The sequence below is a fragment of the Staphylococcus sp. HMSC14C01 genome (genome assembly GCF_001808085.1).
GTDB classification, from domain to species: domain Bacteria; phylum Bacillota; class Bacilli; order Staphylococcales; family Staphylococcaceae; genus Staphylococcus; species Staphylococcus hominis.
This window is the reverse complement of the sequence record NZ_KV792047.1, coordinates 1-21,145: the sequence shown is the minus strand read 5'-3', so window position 1 is coordinate 21,145 and position 21,145 is coordinate 1. Positions and strand designations below refer to the sequence as shown.

The following is a 21,145-nucleotide window of genomic DNA, read 5'->3' as shown; positions in this document are numbered from 1 at the left end:
GAGAAACCCAACGCTCAACGAAAGCTGGGGTTACATTATCGAGGAGATTAACGAATTCTGTCCAATCTTTTATTATATAGTTAATATGTAATTAAAAAGATATAGCGATATATATACTTGACTATTACTATAGATTAGTTTTAAATGGGAATTTGAGTTTAAGAAACAAATAACCATCTTGGACTATTATTGCACTTTTATAGTGCTTAATTAAAAAATCCCTCATATATCGTTTTTCTGATTTTCTTAAAAATTTATTACAAGGACCATTGAAGTATATATGAAATAGTAGGAAGAAAATCAGTATATAATGCTTTTTAAATGATTTTAAATGTTAAAAGCTTTCTTATTCTTATTTAACCATTTAGTATAGAAATATGGTAAAATTAAAGTAATACATTTTTTTGGGGGTGTCTTAATGGGAAGGTCTTAACATGCTTTTATAACGGTGATAAGTATGACGTATTAAATTCGTGTTACTCATTAGAGACACATAATATTTGGAGGTGAATCCCTAGAAATAGGGAACTAATTGGAAACAGTGACCATAATTAATTTAGTAATATTTTTTCTATTAATCGCTTTAACAACTGTATTCGTTGGATCTGAATTTGCATTAGTAAAAGTACGTTCAACACGAATTGAACAACTTGCTGATGAAGGTAATGGAAGCGCAAAAATTGTTAAAAAGATGATTGCTAATCTTGATTATTATTTATCAGCTTGTCAACTTGGTATTACAGTTACATCTTTAGGTTTAGGTTGGTTAGGTGAACCGACATTCGAAAAACTATTACATCCACTTTTTAATATATTACATTTGCCAAGTGCAGTAACTACAACCATTTCATTTGTGATTTCGTTTATTGTTGTAACTTATTTACATGTAGTGTTAGGTGAGTTAGCACCTAAATCAATAGCAATACAACATACTGAAAAATTAGCATTAACTTATGCTAGACCATTATATTATTTTGGTAATGTCATGAAGCCATTAATATGGTTAATGAATGGTTCGGCACGAGTAATTATTAGAATGCTTGGTGTTGACCCTGATGCGCAAGCAGATGCAATGTCTGAGGAAGAGATTAAAATCATTATTAATAATAGTTATAATGGTGGAGAAATTAATCAAACAGAACTGAATTACATGCAAAATATCTTTTCATTTGACGAAAGACATGCGAAAGATATCATGGTTCCACGTACACAAATGGTAACGTTAAACGAACCATTTAATGTTGACGAATTACTTGACACGATTAAAGAACATCAATTTACACGTTATCCAATTACTGAAGATGGGGATAAAGACCATATAAAAGGTTTTATTAATGTAAAAGAATTTTTAACAGAATATGCTTCAGGTAGAACAATTAAAATCTCTAATTATATTCATGAATTACCTATGATTTCAGAAACAACTCGTATTAGCGATGCATTAGTTTCAATGCAACGTGAACATGTTCATATTAGTCTTATTATTGACGAATATGGTGGTACTGCCGGTATTTTAACAATGGAAGATATTCTTGAAGAGATTGTCGGTGAAATCAGAGATGAATTTGATGATGATGAAATAAATGATATTGTTAAATTAGAGGAAGATATATATCAAATTAACGGACGTGTCTTACTTGATGATTTACATGAAAAATTTGATATCACTTTTGAAGATTCTGAAGATATCGATACAATAGGTGGATGGTTACAAGCACACAATACTAATCTTCAAGTTGAAGATTATATAGATACAAAATACGATCGATGGATTGTTTCTGAAATGGATAATCACCAATTGGTATGGGTTGTACTTAAATACCAATTTAATGAAACAAGACCTGTGATTAGTGATGAAGAGGAAGAAGACAATCACGATCATAAACATGAATCGGATGAATAAAAATAAAGGCACTTGGGTATGTAAACCTAAGTGTCTTTATTTGTATGCGTAAAAGAAATTAAGTTATGTTAATTTTTAGTTGAAAAAATATATTGAATAGGATGTGGCATAAATGATAAATGATACACAAGTGTTAAATAATGGTTACCCAATGCCTAAAGTAGGACTAGGCGTTTATAAAATGGAAGATGATGAGATGGAAACCGCAGTACAAACAGCATTAGAAGCGGGATATCGTGCATTTGATACTGCTTATTTTTACGGTAATGAACAAGCACTAGGTAAAGCTTTAAACAACAGTGATATTGCGAGAGAAGACGTATTTATTACTTCTAAATTATGGAATGATTATCAAGGATATGATAATACATTAGAATATTTTAATAAATCTTTAGAAAACTTAGGATTGGATTATTTAGATTTATATTTAATTCATTGGCCATGTGAAAAAGATGGCTTATATATTGAATCTTATAAAGCATTAGAAAAATTATATAATGAAGGTAAAATTAAAGCGATTGGTGTATGTAACTTTAAACCCCATCACTTAGAAACATTGATGAAAGAGACAACTATTGTACCTCAAATTAATCAAATAGAAGTTCATCCTTATTTTAATCAACAAGATGTACAAGATTATTGTGATAAACATGATATTACTGTTACAGCTTGGATGCCACTTATGAGAAATCGAGGATTATTAGATGATCCAGTAATTACAAAATTAGCAGAACAATATGACAAAACACCAGCACAAATTGTATTACGTTGGCATCTAGCCCATGACAGAATTATTATTCCTAAATCAAAAACGCCATCTCGTATTCGTGAAAATTATGATATTTTTGACTTTAATTTAGAACTTACTGAGATTGCGGAAATTGATAGTTTAAATAGAAATGCACGTCAAGGTAAAGATCCAGATGATGTAGCAATAGGTGATTTAAAATAATATAGTTTAAATTATTACAAAAGCTGGAATTAATGTTAATTATTTGTTAATTACATGGTTATTAGTAGAATGTTTATTGATTTTATTGATACAATATTGGAAAGAATGTAGAAAAGGATGTAATTAGATGAAAATCAGAGTCATTATACCTTGCTTCAATGAAGGTAAAGTCGTAAAAAAAACTTACGATAGATTGACTGAAATTTTGACGGAGAATAGTAAAACTCGTCGTTATTATTATGACTTGTTATTTATTGATGACGGTAGTAAAGATAATACGATTGAGCATATACAACATTTAGCGGAATACGATGAACATGTTAAATATATTTCTTTCAGTCGAAATTTTGGTAAAGAAGCAGCAATGATTGCTGGTTTTCAACACAGTGTGAATGTTGATGCAGTCGTAATGATTGATGGAGATTTACAACATCCTCCGGAATTTATACCTAAAATGGTTGAAATGTATCAACAAGGGTTTGATCAAGTTGTCGCTAAACGAGATCGTAGTGGTGAAAATGTTGCACGTAAAACAATGTCAAAGTTGTACTATAAGCTCATTAATAGCTTTGTCGAAGATATTAAATTTAGTGATGGTGTAGGAGATTTTCGATTATTAAGTCAACGTGCAGTTAAATCGATTGTTTCATTAAATGAATATAATCGATTTTCTAAAGGGTTATTTGAATGGATAGGATATAATACAAAGATTTTTACTTATAAAAATGTAGAACGAGAAGCTGGAGAATCTAAATGGACTTTTACCAAGTTATTAAATTATGGGATTGATGGATTAATATCATTTAATAATAAACCACTGAGAGCAATGATATATCTTGGAATGTTTATCTTTGGATTAAGCATCATTTATATTATTTATTTGTTAATAGGCATTTTAATGAATGGAATTAATCATCCGGGTTACTTTACAACAATAGCAGCTGTATTGTTATTAGGTGGCATTCAGTTAATGTCTATTGGTGTAGTTGGCGAATATATTGGGCGAATTTATTACGAAGTAAAACAAAGACCAAAATATATTGTAGAAGCTTCCAATTTAAAAGCACCTATTGAAAAAGTAGTTGCAGAAAAAGAAAAAATTTATCAATAAAAAATAAACATGTAAAAGCTCTTACATCATAGCTTCTTACATGTTTATTTTTTTAAGTCATTTTCAATATGATTATGTTTGAGTTGCCACAATAAATATATATCAAATAAAGCATAAATAATTATGAAGATATACCAAAATGACGTTAATAAGGTCAAAAGTATAATTGAAATAATAATAATTGTATGACCAATCATAATAGGATGTTGTAGCTTACTCAAAAATTTAAGATGATTCATTTCATTTTTTGAAAAAGTACTTATGAAATCAATGCTTAAGCCTACGATAAATATAGCTGGAGCTAAATAAGGGATAGACATATAGACTGATTGATCGCTAGATTCAAAAGTGATAAATAATGAGCAACTAATCATAATTGCAAAAATGAATGCAAGAGATTTATACTCTGAAATCATTAAGTATATATGTTTACGATTTAAATAATATTGTAAGATTGTCCAACTTAAGAAAAATATAATTGAAGCAAATGTTATAAAATTGAACTTTTCAATCACAATACTATTAATAATAGCATTGATAACAATGGATAATAGAACGGAGTTAAACGTTAGTTGTTTGAAATGATGCCGATATAAATCAAAACCCAGAACACATATTGTAATGGCTATATTAATAAATACATATATAATCATGGTGTACTCCTATCACGTGTGTGTAGTTCATTAAAATATTATAGCAATTAAAATAAACTTAATCATTTCAAAACACTTAATAAATAATATTCTATTATAATTTACTAATTATACACCTTTCTTATTACTCCATAACAATGTATGTAACTGAGGTAAAACATACACGTGATTCATATCACTGCTATTCATTACTGTGTCTACAAGGGTTTCATAGCGACCAAGTAATTTTTCGGTATGATGTTCAACATCATCATCTAAATAAGGGTTTCCTACTTGCAAATAAAATGGAATATTAGGATAACGATGATGAATCATTCTAGCAAATTGATAATCTTCTTTATCAAAAACAACTACTTTCAAGTTCAATGTTGATGGTATACATTGTTCTATGACATCATCTAATATTTCTAAATTAGGCACCATATTAGAGCTAGGCGGTTTAGGACTAATTGTTAAATCGTTAATTTGTCGCATCCAAGGTTGAAATTTACTGCCTTGGGTTTCTAATGCCGTAAAAATATTTTTTTCTTCAAATAAATCTACTAAATCTTGAATTCCTTTGATTAATGCAGGGGTCCCTCCAGAAATAGTGACATGATCAAATTGATTACCGCCAATTTCTTTTAAACGATCATAAATGTCTTGAGCAGTTAATAACTCTATATCATCTTTAGCGCTACCATCCCACGTAAAGGCGGAATCGCACCAACTACAACGATAATCGCATCCTGCTGTGCGGACAAACATTGTTTTTCGTCCTATAACTCGTCCTTCTCCTTGAATAGTAGGACCAAAAATTTCTAAAACTGGTATTTTTGAAGGCATTATTTATTCTCCTTTGGACGATAGACAACATAACTTGATGGTGTTTCACGTAAATACACTTGTACACATTTAGGTTTATTGTCATACTCGTTAAGATGAGCTTGTACGATTTCAAAAATTGTCTGTGCCACAATTTCAGTAGAAGGACTTTTATCTTTAAATTGAGGTAAATCATTTAATAAATAGTGATCAAATTGGTCATGGACCAATCGTTTTAATTCACTAAAATTAATTAAAAATCCATTATGGTCGAGTGTATCTCCAACAATAGTTAAGTTAACAAAATAAGTATGTCCATGTGTTCTCATGCATTTTCCAGCATCTTCACTAGGAATAAAATGTGCCGCAGAAAAATTGAAATCTTTATTTAATTCAAATGTATAAGGGTGATTCACTGTAGGATAAACTTGTTGTATCATAATGACGCATCTCCTTTTTGTTCTAAATATTGATGAAGTCCACGTTGTCTTAATTTACAAGCTGGACATTCTCCGCATCCATCTCCAATAATACCGTTGTAGCATGTAAGCGTATTGTGGCGCACATAATCGAGGACACCTAATTCATCACTGAGTTCCCAAGTTTGCGTTTTATCTAACCACATTAAGGGTGTATGAATAACAAAGTCTCTATCCATAGATAAACTAAGTGTGACATTCATAGATTTAATAAAACTATCTCGGCAATCTGGGTAACCAGAGAAGTCTGTTTCACATACACCCGTAATGATGTGTTTCGCATTCACTTGATAAGCAAGAGCTCCAGCAAATGACAAGAATAATAAATTACGAGCAGGTACAAAAGTATTTGGTATACCATCTTCTCCTGTCTCAATTTTCATGTCATGTTTTGTTAATGCATTTGGAGTAAGTTGAGATAGTAAAGACATGTCTAAAATATGGTGTTTCAACCCTTGATCTTTTGCTATTTTAGAAGCTACTTCGATTTCTGTATTATGTCTTTGCCCATAATTGAATGTGACAAGTTCAACCTCTTTAAAATGTCTTTTGGCGTAGAAAAGACAGGTTGTACTATCTTGACCACCACTAAACACAACAATTGCTTTTTCAGAATTCAAAACACTGTTTGGCATAACGTTTCTCCTTTAAAAGTTAATATTTTTAATTTATGATGAAATAGAATGAAAACATTGGATATAAAATATAAAAAAAGCCTATCTCTATAAAAAGATAGACTTAAAAGATGTAGAACATATGTACATTAAAAAGCTTATATAAATATTTCTACAAAGGTCTAGTTTTTTATAGAGGGTTTCAGCTAGGAACCTCTTTATATTCGAATTATACGATAGATAGCTTAATATATTCATATCTTAAAATCAAGTGCTAGTTTATAGAATATTAAAAAAAGCGCTTATATAAAATTGTATTTTAATATATTATTTTGAAGGTTGGAAATAATTATGATTATAGTCATAGATAATAATGATTCATTTACATATAACTTGATTGATTACATAAAAACAAAAACTTCTCATTGTGTAAAGGTAATAAAGGTAACAGAAGTGACTGTAGCATTACTTGAAGAATTAACAATTGAAGCTATTGTCATATCTCCAGGTCCGGGAAAACCAAGTGACTATCCAATTTTGAAAAGCGTTTTAGATAGATACGCCTCATCGGTGCCTATATTAGGTATCTGTTTAGGGTTTCAACTCATCTATGAATATTATGGAGGGGAAATTATGCATGGGCCAAAGCCCGTTCATGGTCATACAACACCTATAATGCATACAGGTAAAGGACTTTTCAAACAGTTACCTCAAAATTTTAATGTCATGCGTTATCATTCTTTAATTGCTAATAGGCAACAATTACCTTCTCAATTAAATATTACAGCTACAAATAATGAAGGTATTATGATGGCATTTGAACATGATACACTACCTATTTTTGCAGTACAGTATCATCCTGAATCTATATTAAGTGAATATGGTCATCAGCAGATTCAATACTTTATAGAGAGAGTAGGAAAAACACATGAATATTACGTTTAATTACCGTTATTATACTAATGAAGATGACTACATCAATTATCAATTGCGATTTGATCAATATATTTCAAAATCAATTGCCTATTCTTTAGAAGAAGTAGGTGAAGTTATTCAATTTGCTGAAGAACAACAGAAAAAGGGGCATTATGTAGCGTTATATTTAACTTATGAATCAGCGCCATTTTTTAATAATCAATTAGAAACGTATCACTTAATAGAAAAAGAAGTATATGCTGCTGCATACGCTTTTAATCAACCCTTAAATTCTGATAATAATAAGGACAATATACAATATCATTCAGTACATCACTTTCAATTCCAAGAAAGTGACGAACAAATGAGAAGAAAAATTATTAAAATACAAGAAGCTATTACAGAAGGAGATACTTATCAAGTTAACTATACTACTCGTTTATCCAGTAAAGTGCATTATCCTATTTCAATGTTATATACCTATTTAACTCACAACAATAACGGTAGCTATACAGCTTTATTAGATACTGAAGAAGTAAAAGTTGCGTCAATTTCTCCAGAGTTATTTTTTCAAAAAGGTACATTTAACGATAAAGCAAACGTGATTGTTAGTAAGCCGATGAAAGGAACAATGCCACGTGGGAAAACTAGTGTAGAAGATCAGTTGAATTATGAAAAATTAATGTATTCTCATAAAGATAGAGCAGAAAATGTAATGATTGTTGATTTATTACGTAATGATATGTCAAGGATTTCAAAAACTGGAACCATCGAGGTTTATAAATTGTTCTTTATTGAAACGTATCAAACCGTATATCAAATGACAAGTATGGTAACAGGGCAACTAGAAGATGCTATATCTCTTCATTCGATTTTAACAGCAATGTTTCCATGTGGATCGATCACTGGTGCGCCTAAACAAAGTACAATGACTTATATCAAACACTTAGAAACCAGTCCAAGATATATTTATTGCGGCACAATAGGTTTATTGTTACCAGATGATAAAATGATTTTTAACATTCCAATTAGAACAGTAGAATATCGAAATAATATGGCTCTTTACGGGGTAGGTGCGGGAATTACCATTGATTCTGTTCCATTAAATGAAATTCAAGAATTTCGAGACAAAACCAAAATATTGGAGGAGTTATGATTGAAATTATTTGAAACAATGCAACTTAATCATGGTCATATACCAAGGTTAAACTATCATACGCGTCGACTATGTCATTCTTGTTCACAATTAGGTTTTCAGTTTTCAGAGAATGCTTGGTATAGTTATATTGAAAAATTAAAACAAAATTATAATGACCGCTTATATCGTTTGAAAGTAGAAATTGATAAAGACGGACAATTCACTCACGTTATTCAGCCATTATCTTCTAAAGACATTTTTACTGCACGTTTTAAAAAATCTAACAGTGATTATCCACAAAAATTCATTATAAATAAAACAACAGAAAGAGCACATTTAACGCATAATCATGAAACAGATTTGATACTACTGTATGATGATAGTGGCAAAATTTTAGAATTTGATATTGGAAATATTATGATTAAAGAAAATGGAAACTATTATACGCCACGATATAATAAAGATTTTTTACGAGGATGTATGAGAGAAAGTTTATTAAAAAATCATAAACTTAAGGTGAAAGATTACACTAAAGATGAATTAATAATAAAACTGGAAAATGAAGAAGTAGAAGTTTATTTACTGAATAGTCTACGTGAAGTTGCTCAGGTATCTATTTATATATAAAATACAATTGATAGATATTGTGAAATTTAATTTAGTTAATAATGGAGAAAGTTATGGCATTATTATGGTTAATACTTATCGTATTACTCAATAGTTTAAGTAAATATATAATCAATCGATATTTGAAGCATAATCTAATTATGCTACCGCGTATTGTAGGAACAATGACTGTGTTGTTTCAATTTGTACTAGTATATCTTTTAATTCAATCCATCATGCCATATGCTACGCATTTATTAAATTTATTTTATCATCAATAAAATAGATTCAAATAATTTAGAATGTAATAAGAGGTGCAATAATGAAAATTTATAGTCAAGGAGATCAAGCGATTATTATAGATATTGAACAAGAAGTCGCTGAAGATGTAACTAAAAATTTAATTGCTGTACGTACACATTTATTAAATAAAGACTTACCTTTCATCACTGATATTGTACCTACAGAATCTAGTATGATGATTTGTTATGATGCTCGAGATATGATTAAACATTATAATATTTCATCGCCATTTCAATATATGAAGGCACTTGTAAATTCAATTCAAACTGAATTAGAACATATCGAAAATAAACAAACAGCGTGTCATTTTCATAATATTCCTGTGGTTTATGGTGATCAGTTTGGACCTGATTTAGAGGCTCTATTAAAATACTATCGTCTATCCAAAGAGGAATTTATTCAACTTCATTCAAAATCACATTACTTTGTCTCTATGATGGGATACTCTCCAGGCTTTCCTTATTTAACAGGAATGAATGAAAAATTATATGTTAATCACACAAGTCAGAAGAAAAAAAGAGTGCCGGCAGGTTCTGTCATTATTGAAGGGAAAAAATGTGGCATTGTAACGACGGATACTTATAACGATTGGTTAGTCATTGGCTATACCCCAATTAAATTATTTTCACCAGAGCGCGATCACTTTAATTTATTAAAATTAGGAGATAATGTCTTATTTCATCCTAAAAATCCAAATGATGCTGAATTAGGAGATTTTAAATAATGTCAATCATAATAGAAAAACCTGGACTTTTTAGCACATTCCAAGACTTTGGACGCCAAGGGTATGAATATGAGGGAGTCATACCAGGCGGTGCATTAGATATATTAGGACATGAAATTGCGAATCGTCTTGTAGCAAATGATAAAAACGAAGCAACTTTAGAAATGACACATATTATGGCGAAAATTAGATTCACAGAGCCTACTTTAATTGCTTTAACAGGTCATCACTTTGAAGCGTGTACAGAAAATATGAAAATTAAACCTTATAAATTGTATTTAGTAGAAAAAGGAGAAGTATTGTCTTTCAAAGAAACGAGTACAACATCTCGTGTTTATTTAGCTATTGGGGGAGGATTTAAATTAGATTCTTGGTTAAATTCAACTTCAACAGATTTAAATATTGGTGTTGGAGGATTTCATGGAAGAACACTTCAAGAAGGCGATGAAATTGAAATGAAACGTGATTATACATCACGACACCGTAAACTTTTTGAAAATTTAGCACATCAGCGAACAACAAGTTGGGGAATTGATGGTTATGCTTTATCGTTTAATTATGTTTCTGATGTATTTCACGTCATTGCTAATAAAGGAACAAATGATTTTGATACTGATATACAACAAACATTTATACATGGAGAGTACAAAGTAACGAATAAGTCTAATCGTGTAGGGATGTTACTAGAGGGTCCTAGTATCAAAGCATATTATGAAGACATGCCTGAGTATCAACCAGTAAAAAAGGGCACTATTCAAGTAAAACGTGATGGTACACCTATTATTTTATTAAATGATCATTATACGATTGGAAGTTATCCACAAATAGGTACTATAGCAAGCTATCATTTGACTAAACTAGCTCAAAAACCACAAGGATCTCGTTTGAAATTTCAATTTATAGATATTGAAACGGCTGAAAAAAATACTGTTAAGTTTAGTAATTGGACGAATCAATTATTTCATGGTATCGAATTTCGAATGCAATTAGAAATGTTAAAATAAAAAATATCATCAAAATATTGAACATTAATATTTTAATGATATTTTTTAATGTAAAGGTATAGGACTATAGTCTGATTAAATTGAATAGATTAGGCGTTATAATATATCAATAAGTTTAACAATTTAGAAATGATTAGGTATATAAATGGGAAGGCTGAACTTGAGCTTTTTCTTGATAAATAAGTAAAAATACTTTATATTTATATATTGAACTATGAAGTATTATTACAAAAATATTACAAAATTCATATTTTTTTAATAAATAGTTAACAATTAAATGTAGTAATAAAAAGTGTTCTTTTATTAAATGATAATTAAAAATTTTATTGTTTTAAAAATATATTAAATTTTAAAAATAGCATTTGTAAATGGCCGTATTTGAATAACTATAAACGGAGGAAACATTCATGAGTTTACACAAAAGAAAAATAAGTCTTTTTGCGTTTTTCTTAATGACTGTATTTACAGTAACCTTGAAAACGTATTTCTCATACTATGTAGATTTTTCTTTAGGTGTTAAAGGATTAGTTCAAAATTTAATACTATTGATGAATCCATATAGTTTAATCGCGCTTATTTTAAGTATCTTTTTGTTCTTTAAAGGTAAGAAAGCATATTGGTTTATTTTTATTGGAGGATTCTTATTAACATTTTTACTCTATGCTAATGTTGTTTATTTTAGGTTCTTCTCAGACTTTTTAACGTTTAGTACATTAAATCAAGCGAGTAACGTTCAATCGATGGGGGGCGCAGTAAGTGCCTCTTTTAAATGGTATGACTTTGTGTATTTCTTAGATACGATTGTATATCTGTTTATTTTAATTTTTAAACGAAGTTGGTTAGACAAACGTGTATTTAGTAAAAAGTTTGTACCAGTAGTGATGGCAGCATCAATTGCATTGTTCTTTTTAAACTTAGCTTTTGCTGAAACTGATCGACCTGAATTATTAACTCGTACATTTGATCACAAATATTTAGTTAAATATTTAGGACCATATAATTTTACTGTATATGATGGTGTTAAAACGATTCAAAACAATCAACAAAAAGCATTGGCTTCTGAAGATGATTTAACTCGTGTTTTAAATTATACGAAACAAAAAAATACGGAACCAAACCCTGAATATTATGGTATTGCTAAGAAGAAAAATATCATAAAAATACATTTAGAAAGTTTTCAAACATTTTTAATTAATAAAAAAGTAAATGGTAAGGAAGTTACACCTTTCTTAAATAAATTATCAACTGGTAACGATGACTTTAGATATTATCCAAACTTCTTCCATCAAACAGGACAAGGTAAAACTTCTGATTCAGAATTTACAATGGATAATAGTTTATATGGTTTACCTCAAGGATCTGCGTATTCATTAAAAGGAGATAACACATATCAATCTTTACCAGCAATTTTAGATCAAAAAGAAGGTTACACTTCTGATGTTATGCACGGGGATTACAAAACATTTTGGAACCGTGATCAAATTTATAAACATTTTGGTATAGATAAATTTTACGATGCAACATATTATGATATGTCGGATGAAAATGTCGTGAATTTAGGGTTAAAAGATAAACCTTTCTTTAAAGCATCAGCAGAATATCAATCTAAAATGAAACAACCTTTTTATTCCCATTTAATTACATTAACTAACCATTATCCATTTACTTTAAATTCAGAAGATGCAAGTATTGATAAGCCGAATACAGGCGATTCTACTGTAGATGGATATATTCAAACGGCGCATTACTTAGATCAAGCTTTAGAACAGTATATTAATGATTTGAAAACTAAAGGGTTATATGATGATTCAGTTATTATGATTTACGGTGACCATTATGGTATTTCTGAAAACCATAACAATGCAATGGAAAAATTACTGGGTGAGCAAATTACACCAGCTAAATTTACAGATTTAAATCGTACTGGCTTCTGGTTAAAAATTCCTGGCAAAAATGGGACTGTAGATGAAACATATGCTGGACAAGTGGATGTTATGCCTACTATTTTAAATTTAGTTGGTATTGACTCGAAGAATTATTTAATGTTGGGTACAGATATGTTATCTAAAGATCATAATGATGTGATTCCATTCCGTAATGGTGATTTCATCACAAAAGATTATAAATTTGTGAATGGTAAAGTATATTCAAATAAAAATAATGAATTAATAACAACGCCACCTAAAGATTTAGAAAAAAATAAGAAACAGGTGGAAAAAGATTTAGAAATGAGTGACGACGTATTAAATGGTGACCTATTCAGATTCTACAATAATCCAGATTTCAAAAAAATTAATCCGTCAAAATATGACTACAAAATAGGTCCTTATGGAAATCAAAAATAATTCAATATTAGAGAGTGTGTAAAATCAACATTCTATATTAAATGCCCGTAGATAAGTTTTATCTACGGGTTTTTTATCGTTGCATTAAAAATAAACAAAAAAGAAAGGGAGTGGGACAGAATTCATTTTGAATTCCTCGTTTTACTGTGGTAACGCATTCTTAACTTGCGTTAGACGTAGACTTTCTTATTGAAAATTTTTATGTTGGAGTCCCGAGACTAGCATTGACTGCCAATATATTAAAAATGCCTAAGACAATTTATTATGTCTCAGGCCTATTCTTTAATTTAATTATCCTAATGATACGTCTAATATCATCATTATTACAAAACCAAGCATTAAGCTTAATGTAGCTAAATCTGTATTATTACCCGATTGAGAATCAGGAATAAGCTCTTCTACAACTACAAAAATCATTGCTCCTGCTGCAAAAGCTAATGCATAAGGTAGTACTGGAGTGATAAAAATAATTGCAATGGCACCTATAGTTGCAAAAATAGGTTCTACTATTGCTGATGCTTGACCATAATTAAATGCTTTAAAACGTGTTGCACCAGCGGCTCTAATCGGCATAGACAAAGCAGCTCCTTCTGGAATATTCTGAATACCAATACCAATTGCTAAACCAAGGGCTCCAAAAAAGGTAGCTTGTCCATTTCCAGTTGCAATTCCACCAAATGCTACACCAATTGATAAACCTTCAGGAATATTGTGTAAAGTGATAGCTAATACTAGTAAAGCATTTTTACTTAAAGAAGTTTTAACGCCTTCTCGATATTGACTTTTATCACCGATTTTTTGGTGTATATGTGGAATGACTGCATCAAGTCCTCTAATAAACACACCACCTAGAATAAAACCAATCGCAGCAGGTAACCAAGCAGGTAAATGACCATTTGTACCATAATCAATGGAAGGTTGTAATAAAGACCAAAAACTTGCAGCAATCATAATTCCAGCGGCAAAACCTTGCATAGAAGTTAGAATTTTTTTGTTTACAGTCTTAAAAATAAAGACTGATGCAGCACCTAAAGCAGTTAATAACCAAGTGATAATACCAGCAATAAGTGCTTGAAGATAAGGTGGTAAATTTTCGAAAAAGTCTATCACATCTATTTTCTCCTTATATCATTTAGCATTAAAAAGGTGTATAATATATAGAACTGAATTAAGCTTATCAGAAATATATTGAAATTTCGATATTAAAAAGGAAGTAAAAATATGGAAGCGTATAAAATAGAACAACTAAATAAATCATATGCTGATAAAGTTATTTTTGATGACTTAAATCTTTCTATTTCTGAACATGAAAAAATTGGACTTGTAGGTATAAATGGTACTGGTAAAAGTACTTTATTAAAAGTCATTGGTGGTTTAGATGAAGATTTTTCAGCCGATATAACTCATCCTAATCAGTATCGTATTCGTTATTCTTCACAGAAGCAACATTTAGATGGTGATATGACAGTGTTTCAAGCTGTTCTAAGTTCCGATACAGATACGTTACGTATTATTAAAACATATGAAGAAGCTGTGACTATATATACAGAACATCAAAACGATGCGAATTTTAAAAAAATGATGGAAGCTCAAGAACTTATGGATCAACACCATGCATGGGATTACAATGCTGAAATTAAAACTATTTTATCAAAATTAGGTATTAATAATACGACTAAAAAAGTTAAAGAATTATCAGGCGGACAACAAAAACGTGTTGTCTTAGCTAAGACGCTTATTGAACAACCTGATTTGTTATTGTTAGATGAGCCTACAAACCATTTAGACTTTGAATCAATTAATTGGTTAATTAACTATGTTAAGCAATATCCACATACAGTTTTATTTGTGACACATGATCGCTATTTTTTAAATGAGATTGCTACACGTATTGTGGAATTAGATAGAGGAAAACTTAAATCTTATCCAGGAAACTATGAAGATTACATTGCAATGAGAGCTGAAAATGAAGTGATTGAACAAAAACAACAAGAAAAGCAAAAAGCACTTTATAAACAAGAACTTGCATGGATGCGTACAGGCGCAAAAGCAAGAACGACAAAACAACAAGCTCGAATTAATCGATTTAATGATTTAGAGACAGAAGTTCAATCTCATCATCAAAAAGATAAAGGTCAACTCAATCTTGCTTATTCTAGATTAGGCAAACAAGTATTTGAGTTAGATCATTTAACGAAAAAGATTCAAAATAAAATATTATTCAAAGATGTAACAGAAATCATTCAAAGTGGTCAAAGAATTGGTATTGTTGGCCCAAATGGTGCAGGGAAGACGACAATGTTAAATATTTTAAATCAAGATGATACTGATTATTCTGGAGAATTAAAAGTTGGCCAAACTGTAAAAATAGCTTATTTTAAACAAACAGAAGAAACTTTGGATAGTGATATACGTATGATTGACTATTTGAGAGAAGAAAGTGAAGTGGCAAAAGAAAAAGATGGTACTTCAGTTTCAGTTACTCAATTGTTAGAGCGATTTCTATTTCCGAGTGCTGCTCATGGTAAAAAGATTTATAAATTATCAGGTGGAGAGCAAAAACGATTATATTTATTGAGATTGCTTGTTCATCAACCTAATGTTCTGTTACTTGATGAGCCAACCAATGATCTTGATACTGAAACATTAACAATTTTAGAAGACTACATTAGTACATTCGGAGGGTCAGTAGTTACTGTAAGTCATGATCGTTATTTTTTAAACAAAGTAGCACAAGAATATTGGTACATTCACGATGGCCAATTAGAACGTATTATTGGAACATTCGAAGATTATGAGGCCTATAAAAAAGAAAAAGATCGACAGGATACACTTGAAAAACAAGCTCAACAACCTAAAACTAAATCAAACATTCGTAAAAAGACGGGACTGTCTTATAAAGAAAAACGGGAATATGAAGCCCTAATGGAACGTATTGAAACGACAGAACATAGACTAGAGCAAATTGATGCTGAAATGGTAGAAGCGAGCGCTGATTACGCTAAAATAAAAGAATTAAATGAAGAAAAAGAACATCTAGAGCAGTCATATGATGTAGACATCACGAGATGGAGTGAATTAGAAGAAATAAAAGAGCAATAAGGGGAATGTAAGTATGGAAGCAACTTTGTCACATTATTTTGGTTATGATACGTTTAGACCAGGTCAAAAAGAGATAATTTCTAAAATATTAAATCATCATAATGTATTAGGTGTCTTGCCTACAGGTGGTGGTAAATCAATATGTTATCAAGTGCCTGGTTTAATGTTAGGTGGTACAACGATAGTAATAAGTCCATTGATTTCTTTAATGAAAGACCAAGTGGATCAGTTAAAAGCAATGGGTATCAAAGCAGCCTATCTAAATAGTAGTTTAAATAAAAAACAACAATCTGAGATTGAAAATAAGTTAATCACTGAAGGCATTCAATTTTTATATGTGGCACCTGAACGTTTTGAAAGTAACTATTTTTTAAAGTTGCTTAGTCAAATTGATATTAACTTAATTGCATTTGATGAGGCTCACTGTATTTCAAAATGGGGACATGATTTTAGACCTAGTTATCAAAGCGTCATAAACAAAGTGTTTACACTACCTCAAGATTTTACGATTGTAGCTCTTACAGCTACAGCTACGGCCGAAGTTCAACAGGATATTATGGAAAAATTAAATATCCGAAAAGAAGATGAAATTAAAACAAGTACCAAAAGACGTAATCTCATTTTTAAAGTAAATCCGACATATCAAAGACAAAACTTTGTTATTGAATATGCTAAAGCTCATAAAGATCAAGCAGGTATTATTTATTGTTCTACACGTAAACAAGTAGAAGAATTACAAGAATCTCTAGAATCTATAAATATTGCTTCTGCTATTTATCATGCAGGTTTAACAAATAAAGAAAGAGAAGAAGCTCAAAATGACTTTGTATACGATCGTATTAAAGTTGTTATCGCAACAAATGCATTTGGAATGGGTATTGATAAATCTAATGTTCGTTATGTTATTCATTACAACATGCCTGGAGATCTTGAATCATACTATCAAGAAGCGGGTCGTGCAGGACGAGATGGCTTAAAAAGTGAATGTATTTTATTATTTAGTGAAAGAGATAAAGGATTACATGAATATTTTATTACTGTTTCGCAAGCAGATGATGATTATAAAGATAAAATGGGCGAGAAACTAACTAAAATGATTCAGTATACTAAAACGAAAAAGTGCTTAGAAGCGACAATTGTACATTATTTTGAACCGAATGCGCGTCTAGAGGAATGCGGTCAATGTAGTAATTGCATTCAACAAAATAAAACTTATGACATGACCAATGAAGCAAAAATGATTATTAGTTGTATCGCACGCATGCGTCAACAAGAAAACTATCATGTTATTATTCAAGTGTTACGTGGAGAATTAAGTGATTATATTAAATACAATCATTATCATCAACTTACAACACATGGATTGATGAAAGACTATACTACTTCAGAGTTAAGTCATTTAATTGATGAGTTACGGTTTAAAGGCTTTTTAAATGAATATAATGAAATTCTAACGTGTGATGAAAGTGTGAAAGAATTATTGAATAATGACGTCACAGTGTATACGACGCCATTTAAACATAAAAGTAAGGAAAAAGTTTTCATTAATACAATAGAAGGCGTTGATCGTGCTTTATATAGTGAATTAGTAGAAGTTCGCCGTCAATTAAGTGAAAAGTTGAATATTGCGCCTGTGAGTATTTTTTCTGACTATACATTGGAAGAGTTTGCTAAACGTAAACCAGAATCTAAACAAGAAATGATTGCGATAGATGGTGTAGGAAGCTATAAGTTAAAACATTATTGTCCTAAATTTCTTGAAACAATCCAATCATATAAAACGAATATCTAACAAAAAATTAAATATGACTTAATAAAACAACTTAGAAGCTAGAAAAATGTTTTAAGTTGTTTTATTTTTTATTGTTAAAAAATAATTAGTATTTAAATCTATTAAGTATGAATTTATCAATAAACATGATTTAATAGAAAATAAGCAATATAAATTTTATAGTGATGTGAAGGAAATGAAGGTGACAAGATGATAGAGTTTAAAAATGTAACAAAACGTTATGGAACGAATGTTGCAGTTGATGATGTGAGTTTTAAGATTAATGAAGGAGAATTTTTTATTTTAATCGGACCTTCAGGTTGTGGAAAAACAACTACTTTAAAAATGATTAATCGATTAATATCGTTAAGTGAAGGATACATTTATTTTAAAGATAAGCCAGTGAGTGATTATCCAGTTTATGAGATGCGTTGGGATATTGGATATGTACTACAACAAATCGCATTATTTCCACATATGACGATTAAAGAAAATATCGCACAAGTTCCTCAAATGAAAAAGTGGAAAGACAAAGATATTCATCGACGTGTAGATGAATTATTAGATATGGTTAGATTAGATCCAAATACATACCGAGATCGTAAACCAGATGAATTATCGGGAGGACAACGTCAACGTGTAGGCGTGGTAAGAGCATTAGCAGCTGATCCTCCAGTAATATTAATGGACGAACCTTTTAGTGCGTTAGACCCCATTAGTAGAGAAAAATTACAAGATGATTTATTAGAATTACAAACGAAAATTAAAAAGACAATTATTTTTGTAACACACGATATACAAGAAGCAATGAAATTAGGAGATCGTATTTGTTTATTAAATGATGGTCGTGTTGAACAAATTGACACACCTGAAGGATTCCAAGAGCATCCTAAAAATCAATTTGTTCGAGAGTTTATGGGCGATCACTTGCATAAAGATATCAATAATTCAAAAATCTCCGATCTAAATCTTACAAGAACACTTACTGAATATGACGAAAAACAAGGATACCCAATTATAAAAGATAGTATGAAACTTCAAGATATTTACGAGATACTTGCTAAACATGAAGCAGTCATTGTAGAAAATAATCATGCTTTAACACAGTCATTATTAAGAAGAGAAGATGTTTTTGACTATCTATCTAAAAATGATAAGGAGGGTTAAAGCATGAACGAATTTTTAACAACGCTCAATGATCGTAGAGGAGAATTACTAAGAACAATTTTTGAGCACATACAAATTTCTTTTATTGCTTTATTTATCGCAATTTTAATTGCAGTACCACTTGGTATTGCTTTAACTAAAACAAAGCGTTTATCTGAAGTTGTAATGAATATCGCAGCGGTATTACAAACTATTCCATCCCTTGCTTTACTTGGATTAATGATTCCAATTTTTGGTATAGGAAAAGTTCCAGCAATTATTGCATTAGTAGTATATGCGCTATTACCTATTTTAAGAAATACATATACAGGTATTAAAGAAGTAGAGCCTTCTCTAACAGAAGCAGCCAAAGGTATCGGTATGAAACCAATGCGACGTTTAACTAAAGTCGAGTTACCTATTGCAATGCCAGTCATTATGGCAGGTATACGTACAGCTATGGTGCTTATTATTGGTACTGCTACATTAGCTGCATTAATTGGAGCAGGTGGATTAGGGGATTTGATCTTATTAGGCATTGATCGTAACAATACAGCACTTATATTGATTGGCGCTATTCCAGCTGCATTATTAGCTATTTTATTTGATTTTATATTGCGTTATATGGCGAAATTATCTTATAAAAAACTTCTTATTACACTAGGTATTATTCTATTAATTATCTTACTTGTTATTGTTGTTCCACTCTTTGGTAAAAAAGGTGCAACGATTACTATGGCAGGAAAATTAGGTTCTGAACCTTCAATTATTACGAATATGTATAAAATATTAATTGAAGAGGAAACACATGATACAGTTAATGTTAAAAGTGGTATGGGTAAAACCTCATTCTTATTTAATGCGTTAAAATCAGACGATATAGATGGGTACTTAGAATTTACAGGTACAGTACTAGGAGAACTTACTAAAGAGGATCTAAAATCTAAAAAAGAAGCTGATGTATATCACCAAGCTAAAGCAAGTTTAGAGAAAAAATATGATATGACGATGCTTAAACCAATGAAATATAATAATACCTATGCTTTAGCTGTTAAAAGAGATTTTGCTAAACAATATAATTTACAATCAATTGGTGATTTACGTAAAGTACAAGGTCAACTTAAACCAGGATTTACTATGGAATTTAAAGATAGAGATGATGGTTATAAAGCAGTAGCTAAAAAATATAACTTGAATCTTTCTAATATTAAACAAATGGAACCTAAACTACGTTATACGGCAGTAGAGAAAGGCGACATTAATCTTATTGATGCGTATTCTACAGATGCTGAATTAAAACAATATGATATGGTAGTACTTAAAGATGATAAACATGTTTTCCCACCTTATCAAGGTGCTCCAATGTTTAAAGAAAAGTTTCTAAAAGAACATCCGGAAATTAAAAAAGCTTTAAATCAATTATCAAATAAAATTACGGATGAACAAATGCAAGAAATGAATTATAAAGTGACAGTGAAAAATGAAGATCCATATAAAGTTGCTAAACAATATTTAGAAAAAGAAGGATTATCACATTAAATTTGTAAAAATAGTTCGGGACATAAAGTATCTGGA

The 21,145-nt window shown here is 30.2% G+C and carries 19 protein-coding genes; 14 read left to right on the top strand and 5 right to left on the bottom strand.

Annotated features, from left to right (window positions below; genetic code table 11):
- Positions 1–532 precede the first annotated feature (532 nt).
- The 3 genes from HMPREF3131_RS08210 (at position 533) to HMPREF3131_RS08200 (ending at position 3,966) form a co-directional block, all read left to right on the top strand.
- Positions 533–1,903, top strand: coding sequence for a hemolysin family protein (locus HMPREF3131_RS08210; protein ID WP_070436618.1), 1,371 nt, complete (start codon positions 533–535; stop codon positions 1,901–1,903).
- 112 nt (positions 1,904–2,015) lie between these two features.
- Positions 2,016–2,855 (top strand): aldo/keto reductase, encoded by an 840-nt coding sequence (locus HMPREF3131_RS08205; RefSeq protein WP_017175966.1) that lies wholly within the window; start codon positions 2,016–2,018, stop codon positions 2,853–2,855.
- 127 nt (positions 2,856–2,982) lie between these two features.
- Positions 2,983–3,966: a glycosyltransferase family 2 protein gene (locus HMPREF3131_RS08200; protein ID WP_017175965.1), complete on the top strand. Its 984-nt coding sequence runs from the start codon at positions 2,983–2,985 to the stop codon at positions 3,964–3,966.
- A 44-nt stretch (positions 3,967–4,010) separates the two neighbouring features.
- Here HMPREF3131_RS08200 and HMPREF3131_RS08195 read toward each other — a convergent pair whose 3' ends face one another.
- The 4 genes from HMPREF3131_RS08195 to queC all read right to left on the bottom strand — a co-directional run bounded on the left by HMPREF3131_RS08195 (position 4,011) and on the right by queC (position 6,537).
- Positions 4,011–4,619 carry a hypothetical protein gene (locus HMPREF3131_RS08195; RefSeq protein WP_017175964.1) on the bottom strand — a complete coding sequence of 203 codons (609 nt, stop codon included), beginning with the start codon at positions 4,617–4,619 and terminating at the stop codon, positions 4,011–4,013.
- Positions 4,620–4,727: 108 nt separating this feature from the next.
- Complete coding sequence (gene queE, locus HMPREF3131_RS08190) at positions 4,728–5,444, bottom strand: 7-carboxy-7-deazaguanine synthase QueE (protein ID WP_070436617.1); 717 nt, start codon at positions 5,442–5,444, stop codon at positions 4,728–4,730.
- The gene (queD, locus tag HMPREF3131_RS08185; protein WP_017175962.1) at positions 5,444–5,863 is read right to left on the bottom strand and encodes a 6-carboxytetrahydropterin synthase QueD; all 420 of its coding nucleotides are present in this window, start codon (positions 5,861–5,863) and stop codon (positions 5,444–5,446) included. Before queD ends, queE begins: the two co-directional genes overlap by 1 nt.
- Positions 5,860–6,537, bottom strand: a complete 678-nt coding sequence (gene queC / locus HMPREF3131_RS08180; protein WP_017175961.1) for a 7-cyano-7-deazaguanine synthase QueC — start codon at positions 6,535–6,537, stop codon at positions 5,860–5,862. Before queC ends, queD begins: the two co-directional genes overlap by 4 nt.
- Before the next feature lie 330 nt (positions 6,538–6,867).
- Here queC and HMPREF3131_RS08175 point away from each other — a divergent pair, with 330 nt between their 5' ends.
- The 7 genes from HMPREF3131_RS08175 to ltaS all read left to right on the top strand — a co-directional run bounded on the left by HMPREF3131_RS08175 (position 6,868) and on the right by ltaS (position 13,551).
- Positions 6,868–7,461 carry an anthranilate synthase component II gene (locus tag HMPREF3131_RS08175; protein WP_017175960.1) on the top strand — a complete coding sequence of 198 codons (594 nt, stop codon included), beginning with the start codon at positions 6,868–6,870 and terminating at the stop codon, positions 7,459–7,461.
- Positions 7,445–8,587: a chorismate-binding protein gene (locus HMPREF3131_RS08170; RefSeq protein WP_017175959.1), complete on the top strand. Its 1,143-nt coding sequence runs from the start codon at positions 7,445–7,447 to the stop codon at positions 8,585–8,587. Before HMPREF3131_RS08175 ends, HMPREF3131_RS08170 begins: the two co-directional genes overlap by 17 nt.
- Positions 8,588–9,196: an aminotransferase class IV gene (locus HMPREF3131_RS08165; protein WP_017175958.1), complete on the top strand. Its 609-nt coding sequence runs from the start codon at positions 8,588–8,590 to the stop codon at positions 9,194–9,196. It abuts the gene before it with no gap.
- A 53-nt stretch (positions 9,197–9,249) separates the two neighbouring features.
- The gene (locus tag HMPREF3131_RS11070) at positions 9,250–9,456 is read left to right on the top strand and encodes a hypothetical protein (RefSeq protein WP_049335041.1); all 207 of its coding nucleotides are present in this window, start codon (positions 9,250–9,252) and stop codon (positions 9,454–9,456) included.
- Positions 9,457–9,497: 41 nt separating this feature from the next.
- On the top strand, positions 9,498–10,202 hold the full coding sequence (locus HMPREF3131_RS08160) for a 5-oxoprolinase subunit B family protein (RefSeq protein WP_017175957.1): 705 nt from the start codon (positions 9,498–9,500) through the stop codon (positions 10,200–10,202).
- Positions 10,202–11,206 (top strand): 5-oxoprolinase subunit C family protein, encoded by a 1,005-nt coding sequence (locus HMPREF3131_RS08155; RefSeq protein ID WP_069723653.1) that lies wholly within the window; start codon positions 10,202–10,204, stop codon positions 11,204–11,206. The genes HMPREF3131_RS08160 and HMPREF3131_RS08155 overlap by 1 nt, the downstream gene beginning before the upstream one ends.
- A gap of 407 nt (positions 11,207–11,613) precedes the next feature.
- Positions 11,614–13,551: a polyglycerol-phosphate lipoteichoic acid synthase LtaS gene (gene ltaS, locus HMPREF3131_RS08150; RefSeq protein WP_017175955.1), complete on the top strand. Its 1,938-nt coding sequence runs from the start codon at positions 11,614–11,616 to the stop codon at positions 13,549–13,551.
- Between the two features lie 291 nt (positions 13,552–13,842).
- Here ltaS and HMPREF3131_RS08145 read toward each other — a convergent pair whose 3' ends face one another.
- A complete protein-coding gene (locus HMPREF3131_RS08145) occupies positions 13,843–14,661 on the bottom strand; it encodes a ZIP family metal transporter (protein WP_002455634.1) in 819 nt (272 codons plus the stop codon).
- 111 nt (positions 14,662–14,772) lie between these two features.
- Here HMPREF3131_RS08145 and HMPREF3131_RS08140 point away from each other — a divergent pair, with 111 nt between their 5' ends.
- From HMPREF3131_RS08140 to HMPREF3131_RS08125, 4 genes are all read left to right on the top strand, one after another.
- Positions 14,773–16,653 (top strand): ABC-F family ATP-binding cassette domain-containing protein, encoded by a 1,881-nt coding sequence (locus HMPREF3131_RS08140; protein ID WP_061544167.1) that lies wholly within the window; start codon positions 14,773–14,775, stop codon positions 16,651–16,653.
- 13 nt (positions 16,654–16,666) lie between these two features.
- Entirely contained in the window at positions 16,667–18,445 is a 1,779-nt protein-coding gene (gene recQ, locus HMPREF3131_RS08135; protein ID WP_017175953.1) for a DNA helicase RecQ, read from the top strand.
- Positions 18,446–18,634: 189 nt separating this feature from the next.
- Entirely contained in the window at positions 18,635–19,591 is a 957-nt protein-coding gene (locus HMPREF3131_RS08130; RefSeq protein ID WP_017175952.1) for an ABC transporter ATP-binding protein, read from the top strand.
- Between the two features lie 3 nt (positions 19,592–19,594).
- Complete coding sequence (locus tag HMPREF3131_RS08125) at positions 19,595–21,109, top strand: ABC transporter permease/substrate-binding protein (RefSeq protein WP_017175951.1); 1,515 nt, start codon at positions 19,595–19,597, stop codon at positions 21,107–21,109.
- Positions 21,110–21,145 lie beyond the last annotated feature (36 nt).

Bases quoted from the DNA above. Each gene is read 5' to 3' on its own strand.
- HMPREF3131_RS08125 (WP_017175951.1), top strand. From the start codon at position 19,595: ATGAACGAATTTTTAACAACGCTCAATGATCGTAGAGGAGAATTACTA.
- queC (WP_017175961.1), bottom strand. From the start codon at position 6,537: ATGCCAAACAGTGTTTTGAATTCTGAAAAAGCAATTGTTGTGTTTAGT.
- queD (WP_017175962.1), bottom strand. From the start codon at position 5,863: ATGATACAACAAGTTTATCCTACAGTGAATCACCCTTATACATTTGAA.
- HMPREF3131_RS08195 (WP_017175964.1), bottom strand. From the start codon at position 4,619: ATGATTATATATGTATTTATTAATATAGCCATTACAATATGTGTTCTG.
- HMPREF3131_RS08160 (WP_017175957.1), top strand. From the start codon at position 9,498: ATGAAAATTTATAGTCAAGGAGATCAAGCGATTATTATAGATATTGAA.
- HMPREF3131_RS08140 (WP_061544167.1), top strand. From the start codon at position 14,773: ATGGAAGCGTATAAAATAGAACAACTAAATAAATCATATGCTGATAAA.
- recQ (WP_017175953.1), top strand. From the start codon at position 16,667: ATGGAAGCAACTTTGTCACATTATTTTGGTTATGATACGTTTAGACCA.
- ltaS (WP_017175955.1), top strand. From the start codon at position 11,614: ATGAGTTTACACAAAAGAAAAATAAGTCTTTTTGCGTTTTTCTTAATG.
- HMPREF3131_RS08200 (WP_017175965.1), top strand. From the start codon at position 2,983: ATGAAAATCAGAGTCATTATACCTTGCTTCAATGAAGGTAAAGTCGTA.
- HMPREF3131_RS08175 (WP_017175960.1), top strand. From the start codon at position 6,868: ATGATTATAGTCATAGATAATAATGATTCATTTACATATAACTTGATT.
- HMPREF3131_RS08130 (WP_017175952.1), top strand. From the start codon at position 18,635: ATGATAGAGTTTAAAAATGTAACAAAACGTTATGGAACGAATGTTGCA.
- HMPREF3131_RS11070 (WP_049335041.1), top strand. From the start codon at position 9,250: ATGGCATTATTATGGTTAATACTTATCGTATTACTCAATAGTTTAAGT.
- HMPREF3131_RS08170 (WP_017175959.1), top strand. From the start codon at position 7,445: ATGAATATTACGTTTAATTACCGTTATTATACTAATGAAGATGACTAC.
- HMPREF3131_RS08155 (WP_069723653.1), top strand. From the start codon at position 10,202: ATGTCAATCATAATAGAAAAACCTGGACTTTTTAGCACATTCCAAGAC.
- HMPREF3131_RS08205 (WP_017175966.1), top strand. From the start codon at position 2,016: ATGATAAATGATACACAAGTGTTAAATAATGGTTACCCAATGCCTAAA.
- queE (WP_070436617.1), bottom strand. From the start codon at position 5,444: ATGCCTTCAAAAATACCAGTTTTAGAAATTTTTGGTCCTACTATTCAA.